The 8,511-nt window shown below is 76.1% G+C and carries 7 protein-coding genes and 1 pseudogene; 4 read left to right on the top strand and 4 right to left on the bottom strand.

What is annotated here, in order from left to right:
• Window positions 1–630 (top strand): hypothetical protein (locus AC0CYZ_RS07050; protein ID WP_472213693.1); only part of this gene is annotated, 630 nt, incomplete at its 5' end.
• Here the strand turns inward: AC0CYZ_RS07050 and AC0CYZ_RS07045 are convergent.
• Window positions 631–1,803 (bottom strand): MFS transporter, encoded by a 1,173-nt coding sequence (locus tag AC0CYZ_RS07045; RefSeq protein WP_472213691.1) that lies wholly within the window; start codon window positions 1,801–1,803, stop codon window positions 631–633.
• A gap of 187 nt (window positions 1,804–1,990) precedes the next feature.
• On the opposite strand from AC0CYZ_RS07045, the gene AC0CYZ_RS07040 reads away from it, so the two are divergent.
• From AC0CYZ_RS07040 to AC0CYZ_RS07030, 3 genes are read left to right on the top strand one after another with little or no spacing between them, the layout of a single operon-like run.
• Complete coding sequence (locus AC0CYZ_RS07040) at window positions 1,991–2,707, top strand: alpha/beta fold hydrolase (RefSeq protein ID WP_472213689.1); 717 nt, start codon at window positions 1,991–1,993, stop codon at window positions 2,705–2,707.
• A gap of 7 nt (window positions 2,708–2,714) precedes the next feature.
• Window positions 2,715–3,446 (top strand): hypothetical protein, encoded by a 732-nt coding sequence (locus AC0CYZ_RS07035; protein WP_472213687.1) that lies wholly within the window; start codon window positions 2,715–2,717, stop codon window positions 3,444–3,446.
• Window positions 3,447–3,475: 29 nt separating this feature from the next.
• The gene (locus tag AC0CYZ_RS07030) at window positions 3,476–4,318 is read left to right on the top strand and encodes an MBL fold metallo-hydrolase (protein ID WP_472213686.1); all 843 of its coding nucleotides are present in this window, start codon (window positions 3,476–3,478) and stop codon (window positions 4,316–4,318) included.
• A 13-nt stretch (window positions 4,319–4,331) separates the two neighbouring features.
• Here AC0CYZ_RS07030 and AC0CYZ_RS07025 read toward each other — a convergent pair whose 3' ends face one another.
• From AC0CYZ_RS07025 to AC0CYZ_RS07015, 3 genes and pseudogenes are all read right to left on the bottom strand, one after another.
• Window positions 4,332–7,121 carry a helix-turn-helix transcriptional regulator gene (locus AC0CYZ_RS07025; protein WP_472213684.1) on the bottom strand — a complete coding sequence of 930 codons (2,790 nt, stop codon included), beginning with the start codon at window positions 7,119–7,121 and terminating at the stop codon, window positions 4,332–4,334.
• Between the two features lie 173 nt (window positions 7,122–7,294).
• Window positions 7,295–7,999, bottom strand: coding sequence for an OmpA family protein (locus tag AC0CYZ_RS07020; protein ID WP_472213682.1), 705 nt, complete (start codon window positions 7,997–7,999; stop codon window positions 7,295–7,297).
• A 135-nt stretch (window positions 8,000–8,134) separates the two neighbouring features.
• Window positions 8,135–8,511: pseudogene (locus tag AC0CYZ_RS07015) on the bottom strand (mechanosensitive ion channel family protein); the annotation flags it as partial.

The raw sequence follows: 8,511 nt of genomic DNA, 5'->3' as shown, positions 1-8,511 counted from the left end.
GCACCCTCGCTCGGGCGCGCGCTCGCCGTGGCCGTGGCCGCACTCGGCCCGCTCACCGTCGCCGCGATCCGGCTGCTGCTGCCCTCCGACGCGTCCGACGACTCCGCGGCCGTCGTCGCGACGACGTTGAGCCATCCCGAGCTCCAGACCGCCGTGCTGTGGCTGGACTACCTCGCGCTGCTGACCCTGCCGCTCGCCGTGCTGCTCGTCGCCGTGCGCGCCGTCCGGGCGGCCCCGGTGCTGGGCTGGATCGGGGCGGTCGTCGCCTGGCTCGGGTTCGCGAGCCTGGCCTGGACCACCGCGCTCGACCCGGTGCCGCTGGCCGCCACCGACGCCGGCATCGCCCAGGACGCCGCCGTCCGGCTGCTCGACACCCTGTCGAGCATCGGGCCCGGCGGGCTGGAGGGCGCGGTGTTCGTCGCCGGCCACGTGCTGGGCACGGTGCTGCTCGGCCTCGCCCTCTGGCGGGCGGTGCCCCGGTGGGCCGCGGTCGCGATCGTCGTGTCCCAGCCCCTGCACTTCGTGGCCGCGGTGCTCCTCGGCAGCCACGTGCTCGACGCGGCGGCCTGGACGCTGGCCGCGGTCGGGTTCGCGGTCGCCGTGGCGGTCACCCCGCCCGCGCGGGTCTGATCAGGCCCGCTCCGCTCGCGGGCGGAGCAACGCGCCGAGGGCGCAGACGACGGCCGCGGCCAGGAACGCGCCGGGCAGCGTGACCGCGTCCGCGAGGACGCCGAGGAGCGGGGCGCCGAGGGCCTGCCCGAGGGCGATGACCAGGAAGGTCGCCCCGACGCCGACGACCGGCCGGTCGGGGTGGACGCGCGTCGCCCACAGCAGCAGGAGCCCGGTCAGGGCGATGTAGACCGCGCCGAAGACGGCGCCGATCGCGACGGCGAGCGCGGGCACGTCGGCGCCGAGGGCGAGCAGGGCGGTGGCGCCGCCCAGCAGCACCATGGCCACGCTCCAGCAGCGCGCGAGGCCGAGACGGCCGGTGAGGTCGCCGGCGAAGGCTCCGAGCAGTCCGGCGGCGCCCAGGGCGATCCACATGACGACGCCGGTGAGGTCGCCGCGGCCCGCGGAGCCGACGAGGTCGCGGCCGAAGGTCCACACCGCGGCGCTCCCCAGCCCCATCACACCGGCGGCCAGCACCAGGCTGCGGGCGCCGCGGGGGGCCAGGAGGCTCGCGATGAGGGCGGATGCACTCGAGGACGATCGGGTGGTGACCGGCCCGGTACGACCCGGCACCGTGGTCCACGCCCAGCACGTGACGGCGAGCGCCGCGACCGAGAACGCGGCCCAGGCCCAGCGCCACTGGGCCGCGAGGAGCAGCGCGACCGGGCCCGAGACGAGGACGCCGAGCCCCGTGCCCGCGTTCACGACGGTCTGCAGCCGCGGTTCGAGCCGCGGGGGCGCGGTCCGGGCGACGGCCTGGGCCAGCGGCGGTGAGGCCAGTCCGGTGCTCGACCCGGCGAGGACGACGCCGGCGGCCAGCACGGCCGTCCCGGGTGCCACGGCGATCACGGCCGTGCCCACGGTCGCGCACACCCCGGCGGCGACCGCCACGGCCCGCGGACCCCAGCGGGTCGTGGCGAGCGTCGCCACGACGATGGCGATGCAGTAGGCCCCGTAGCTCCCGGACGCGACCGCTCCGGCGGTGGCGGCGTCCAGGCCGAACTCGGCCCGGAAGACGGGCACGAACAGCCCGTAGGCGAAGCGGGCCAGCCCGTAGCAGACCGCGATGAGCGCCATGCCGACCCCGGCCAGCCCGATCGGGGTCCGGGTGAGGGGGTTCGGGGTCGCGAGCATGAGTGCCGCCTCCAGTGCGCTATACCGATCGGGATACTCAAGACGGTAAGGCATAACCTCACCGGTCGGTATACCTGAGCGGGCCCACCGGTCCAGCCGTGTAATCGCAGGTTCGTGCGATGCGCGCCACCCCGCCGCGCTGCTGTCCTGACCGGGCACCCACCGTCTTCCGGAAGGACACCTCTCCATGAGCACCCCCAGCGTGGTCCTCGTCCACGGCGCGTTCGCCGACGCCTCGGGATGGGCCGGCGTCATCCGTGAGCTCACCGCCGCGGGGGTCCCGGTCTCCGCCCCGCCCACCCCGCTCCGCGGGCTCGGCACCGACGCCGAGGCCCTCACGGCGGCCGTGGGCGCCATCGAGGGACCGGTCCTGCTGGTCGGTCACTCCTACGGGGGCGCGGTCGTCTCGCAGGCGGCGGCCGACCTGCCCAACGTCGTCGGGCTCGTCTACCTCGCCGCGTTCGGCCTCGACACGGGCGACTCGCTGCTCAGCGTGCAGGAGCCGTTCGCGCCGTCGCTGCTGGCCTCCACCGGTCGGCCGAGCTCCTACCCGGCACCGGGCGCCGCCGGGGGCCCGGACCTGTTCATCGACGTCGCGCAGTTCCGCGAGACCTTCTGTGCGGACCTCCCCGTCGACGTCGCCTCGGTCATGGCCCTCAGCCAGCGCCCGCTGTCCATCGCCGCGGCGAGCGAGCCGTTGAGCGGCACCCCCGGCTGGCGGACCAAGCCCTGCTGGTACCTGGTCTCCGAGCAGGACCGGGCCATCAACCCGGAGACGGAGCACTTCATGGCCGAGCGGATGGGCGCCACGACGGAGACCATCGACGCCTCGCACGTCGCGTTCATGTCCCGTCCGGTCACCGTCTCCGCGTTCATCGCCGGCGCGCTGGCGAAGGTGGCGTGACGACCGCGTGAACCCGTTGCTGCAGGAGGCGGTCGAGGCCCACGGAGGCCTCGACCGCTGGCGGGAGATCACCTCGATCGGGGCCGCGGTCTCGATCACGGGTGCGATCTGGCACCTCAAGGGCCGGCCGGACGTGCTGAAGGACGTCGAGATCTCGGTCCGGACCGACACCGAGCGCGTCGAGATGGACTTCGTCGGCGAGGACAAGCGCACCGTGTTCACGCCGGACCGTGTCGTGGTGGAGCGGGCGGGCGCACCGGCCGAGACCCGGGACGACCCCGAGGCATCGTTCGCGGGCCAGCAGGCGGACACCCCGTGGGACGACGTCCACGTCGCGTACTTCAGCGGCGAGGCGCTGTGGACCTACCTGTCGATCCCGTTCCTCTACACCCGGCCCGATTTCGCGGTCGAGGAGATCACCCCGATCGAGGTCGACGGCGAGAGGTGGCGGCGCCTGGCCGTCGACTTCCCCGACTCGGTGCGCAGCCACACCCGCCGCCAGATCTCCTGCTTCGGGCCCGACGGGCTGCTCCGACGCCACGACTACACCGTCGACGTCCTCGGCGGCGGCACCGGGCTCAACTACGCCTCGCGCTACCGGGAGGTCGACGGGATCGTCGTGCCGACCCGGCGGCGCGTGTACGCCTACGAGGGCGACTACGTGCTGGTGCCCGAGCCACTGCTCGTCGCGATCGACGTCGGTGACATCGCGTTCCACAGCGAGGGTGCGACGCCGTGACCGGGACCCCGACCGCGACGAGGAGACCCGTGTCCGAGCTCGACGCCCACGTGTACCTGAGCCCCACCAAGCCGATCCCGAGCGCGGTGCCCGGGTGGGACGGCCCGGCGACCTGGCCCGCCACCACGGCGACCCTGATCACCTCCGAGCGCGACTCCCTCCTCGTCGACGCGCTGATGACGACCTCGGAGTCCCGGGCGTTGGGCGAGTGGTGCGACGGACTCGGCCGTCGGCCGAGCACCGTCTACGTCACCCACGGCCACGCCGACCACTTCTTCGGGGCGACACCGCTGCGGGCACGGTGGCCGGGGCTGGACCTCGTCGCCCTGCCCGCGGCGGTCCCCGTCGCGGCGCTGCAGGTCGGACCGGCGCTCCTGCCCTTCTGGCGGTCGGTGTTCCCCGATCAGCTCAGCGACGAGCCCGGACTGCCCCGGGCTCTGGCCGAGGACGAGGTGCTGCTCGACGGGCGCGCCCGGGCCGTCGACGTGGGTCACGGCGACGTCGACAACTCGAGCGTGGTGCACGTCCCCGAGCTCGACCTGGTCGTCGCGGGCGACGTCGTCTACAACGGCATCCACCCCTGGTTGGCCGGGTCGACCCCGGCGTCACGGGCGGCGTGGCTCGAGGCGCTCGACCGCGTCGAGGAGCTCGGGGCCTCGAGGATCGTCGCGGGCCACAAGGACGCGGCCGCACCCGACGACGACGCCCACCGGTGCCTCGACGCCACCCGCGAGTACATCGCGGCGTTCGACGCCGCCGCCGCGACGAGCGATTCCCCCACCGACCTCTTCGGCCGCCTCCTGGCCACGCACCCGGGCCTCGGCAACCCGTACACGCTGTGGGTCGCGGTGCACGACCAGCCCGGGAGGTGACTCCGCGACGGGGTCAGGCGACGTCGTGCTCGGCCGCCGCCTTCGCGAGCTCCAGCCGGGAGTGGATCCCGAGCTTGGCGAAGGCGTGCCGGACGTGGGAGTTGACCGTGTGGGGCGAGAGGAAGAGGTGCTCGGCGGTCTCCCGGTTGGTCATCCCGTCCACCACGAGGCGCACGACCGCGAGCTCGGACGCGGTGAGCGACCCCCAGCCCGCGACGGGGCGGGTCACGGAGGTCACCCGCCGCCGGACGCCGAGCGCGGCGAGGCGACCACGCACCCGCCCGACGTCCCACGACGCACCGGCGTCGACGTACGCCCGCAGCGCGCGGTCGAGGTGGGCGACGGCCGCGTCGCGGGCGCCCGCCGCGCGGGCAGCCCGACCGGCGTCCTCCAGCGCCGAGGCGAGGGCGAGGGGGCGGGGGCCGCGCTCGAAGTGCCCGACGGCGGCCGCGAACGCGTCCGGGTCGCCCGCCAGGGCCCGGGCGTGCGAGGCGGAGCCGGCGATCGAGGCGACGTCGGGATTGCGCTCCTGACGTGCGCGGGCGGATTCGACGACCGCGGGCACGGCGTCCCGCTCCCCGGTGGCGACCGCGAGGCGCACCAGGTGGACCTCGTCGGTCACGTCGGAGATCAGCAACGGCTGCTCGACCAGGCCCGCGACGCCGCCGACCGCCCGGAGGTGCCCGCGCGCGACGTCCGGGCTCCCCGCGGCCAGCGCCTCGAGGGCCAGCAGCCAGGTGGCGTAGCGCTGGATCGCCGGGGTCCCGGTGTCGAGGACCGTCCGGCACATCGCCACGAAGCGCTGGACCTGGGCACGGTTCCCCGTGTGGATCCCGACGCGACCGAGCGCGACGAGGGCGGCCGCGTCGAGCACGCCGACCAGGGCCCCGTCCTCGGCGGCCTCGAGCACGCCCTCGAGCACGGCGGCGGCGTCGGTCAGCCGGCCGACCCGCAGCAGCGCCCGCCCGTGGCCCATCCCCCACAGCCGCACGCCCATCTCCTGGCGGTCGCGCTGCGCCTGCCCCTGGCTCTCGGCGATGACCGGGAGCGACTCGTCGTACCGGTCGAGGACCGCCAGCACCTCCGTGCGCCACTGGCGGGCGAGCACCCGGCGGGCGGGTTCGCGGTGGGCGGCGGTGCTGTGCGCGGCGGCGGAGATCAGCTCGAGGGACTGCGCGAAGTCCCCGCCCGCGTAGGCGAGCCCACCGACGGCGAGGTCCAGCGCGAACCGGGCGAGGGCGTCGTCCGTGTCCGCGAGCGCCGACCGGGCCGCCGGGAGCAGCTCCCGCGCGGATCGCCGCCGTCCGGCCATGACCTCGCTGTGGACGAGGCTGGCGAAGTGCCGGGCCCGCACCGGCGCCGCCAGCGCGGCCAGGGTCAGTGCCTGCCGGCTCGCGTCGGCCCGGACGTCCGGGGACACCCCGATCATGTTGGCGATGCCGAGCCGGACCTCGGCCTCCTGGTCGGCGGGCAGGGTCCGGCGCAGCAGGGCGTCCGCGAAGGTCTTCCCCTCCGCGGAGCGCCCGGCGGCGTGGAGCAGCACGGTCGTCTCCACGACGAGCGCGCGGCGCAGCGGATCGTCGTCGCGAGCGAGCCGCAGGGCCTGCAGGCCCAGGTCGGCCGCGGTGCCCGGGTCGGAGCCCGCCAGGCTGCGGCCGGCCGCGACCAGCGCCCGCACCGCGTTCTCGTCCCCGGGCTCGGCGCTCTCGGCGAGCTGCGCGGCGACCTCCACCGGGGACGACCCGCACCGGAGCAGCGCGTCGACACCCTGGCGCTGCAGCGCACGCAGCGCCGACGCGGGCAGCGTGTCCTGCACGGCCTCGCGCACCAGATCGTGCTGGTAGGCCAGTCCCCCGTCCGCCTCGACCAGCAGGTCCCCGGCCAGCAGCTCCTCGACGGGGTCGAGCAGGTCGGTCGGCGCGACGTCGAGCAGGGTGGCGAGCTGGTCCACGGTGAAGGTCCGCCCGAGGGCGACCGCCGTGCTCGCGACCCGGCGGGCGGCGTCGGAGTGCCGGCGCAGGCGCTCCCGCATGCCCTCGCCCAGCCGGGTGGGCACCCGGTCCTCGACCAGGGACGCCGAGTTCCCGCGGACGTGCACCAGGGATTCCTCGACGAGGCCGCGCACCAGCTCGACGAGCAGGAACGGGCTCCCGTGGGCCCGCCCGGCGAGCCGGCGCAGCGCCGCGTCCGGGGGCGCGCCGACGAGGTCGGCCACGACGTCGGCGACGTCGTCCTCGCCCAACGGCGCCACGGTGATCCGCGCCGCCCCGACGTCGGCCAGCATCTCCCGCGTGGTGCGCAGCGCCTCTCGCGGTGAGCCGGTGCGGGAGGCCGCGAGCCAGACGATCGGCAGTCCGGCCAGCCGGACGGGCAGCCGTCGCAGCGCCGCCAGCGAGGCCGGGTCGGCCCACTGCACGTCGTCGAGGCACACCAGGACGGGCGAGTCCATCGCGGCCCGCTCCAGCTGCGCGGCCAGGTCCTCGAACAGCCAGTGTCGTTGCTCGGGGAGGTCGTGCAGCGCGGCGAGGTCACGCGGGTCCAGCGGGGAGCGCGGGCCGTCGAACAGGGCGGCCAGCACCGGGCCCATGTGGCCGACCTGGTCGCTCACGGCGGCGGCGGCCGACCCCACCCGCATGCCACGCTGCGCGGCCATGGCCGCGGCCTCGCGCAGGAGCCCGGTCTTGCCCGACCCCGGGGCGCCCTCGACGAGGATCGTCGCGTCCCGCCCGGAGGCGGCCTCGTCGAGCCGGGCCGCGATCACGGCCAGCTCCTCGTCGCGCCCGCGCAACCTCGTGCTCCGCACCGGATCCGCTCCTCGACGCGCGTTGGGGACGAGGCGCCGGGGTCCGGGACGCATGCCTGGCAGGGACGCTACCCATCACGCGGGCCGGCGGACAGCGATCCGGCCGCACGGTCGACGACGACGGCCCCACCACCTCGATGGAGGTAGTGGGGCCGTTGTGGGCGGGAAGCGCGTCAGGACACCGTGATGTCGGCGCGGCGGCTCGCCGCCGTGCTCGTGAGCGGGTTGGTGTCGGCCGCGCCGTGCGACTGCACCCGGTCCGCCCCGATCCCGTCCGCCGCGAGGCGCTGTGCGACCGCGGCCGCACGCTGGTCGGACAGGGCCTGCGCGTTCGGTCCGACCCCGCGGTCGACCGGCGCCGCGTACCCGGTCACCGAGACCTTCGCGGCGGGCGCGGCCGCGAGCTCGCGCGCCACCCGGTCCACGCTCTGCCGGCCGGCCGCGGTGAGCTCGGGCCGGTCCGGCTGGAACGTCACCGGAGCGGCCGCGAGGATCTGCGACACCCGCGTGGACACCGCCGCCACGTCGCCCCCGCCGGAGTTCGCGCCCGTGGCGCCGGCCGGCGCTCCGGGCTGACCCGCACCCGGGGCCGGAGCGCCAGCGGATGCGCCTGGTGCCCCGGCGGGCGGGGCTCCGGCAGCAGGGGCCCCGGCGGGCGGGGCCCCGGGTGCCCCCGCACCGGCCGGGGGCGCCCCGGCCGCCGGCGTGGCGGGCCCGCCCGACGAGCCGGACCCGCTGCCGCACTGCGTGGCCAGCAACAGGATGACCACGATGATCACGACGGCGAGGACGATCAGCAGCAACCACACCCACCACGGGCGTCGCCGTTGCGGGGGCGCACCCGCGGGGCGCCCGGTCGGCGGCGCGCCGCCGGCCACCCGTCGATCACCTGGACTGCTCACACTGATCTCCCCTCGACGATCTCACCTCGACCACACGGGGCGCGCTGATGCCCCTCCCGAGGGGCCCGCACACCCCCGATCGCGACGGCGGGCGTCGCGATCGGGCGCGGCTCAGCGGATCGGCCGGGAGCCCTGGGCGCCACTCGTGGCGGCGGGGTCGGCCGTGTACCCGGCGGTGGCGGTGTCACCGTGCTGGGCGTACTGCGCGGTGCGCTGGGCGTCGGCCTGGCCGCGCGCCTGCCCGGTCTGCAGGTCGGCGCGGACCTGGTCGGACTGGTCCTGGGCGCGGCGGTAGCCCGAGTCGATGAGGTCCTTCGCGGCGTCGCGGCCACCGAGCCCGAACGCCAGCGCCGAGCCCAGGGCGACCGCGCCGATCAGGGCGATGTAGGTGGCGTTGACGATGGTCTGGGCGATGCCGAGCTGGTTGAGGATCATGAACACGGCGATGGCCATGACCAGGGTCGGGGCGGCCGAGCGGACGACCCGCC

The sequence above is a fragment of the Actinomycetospora sp. genome (assembly GCF_055612215.1).
The sequence above is the reverse complement of the archived record's forward strand: the minus strand, read 5'-3'. Positions and strand labels throughout refer to the sequence as shown.

Excerpts from the sequence above, each read along its gene's own strand:
- AC0CYZ_RS07045 (WP_472213691.1), bottom strand. The coding sequence starts at position 1,803 with ATGCTCGCGACCCCGAACCCCCTCACCCGGACCCCGATCGGGCTGGCC.
- AC0CYZ_RS07040 (WP_472213689.1), top strand. The coding sequence starts at position 1,991 with ATGAGCACCCCCAGCGTGGTCCTCGTCCACGGCGCGTTCGCCGACGCC.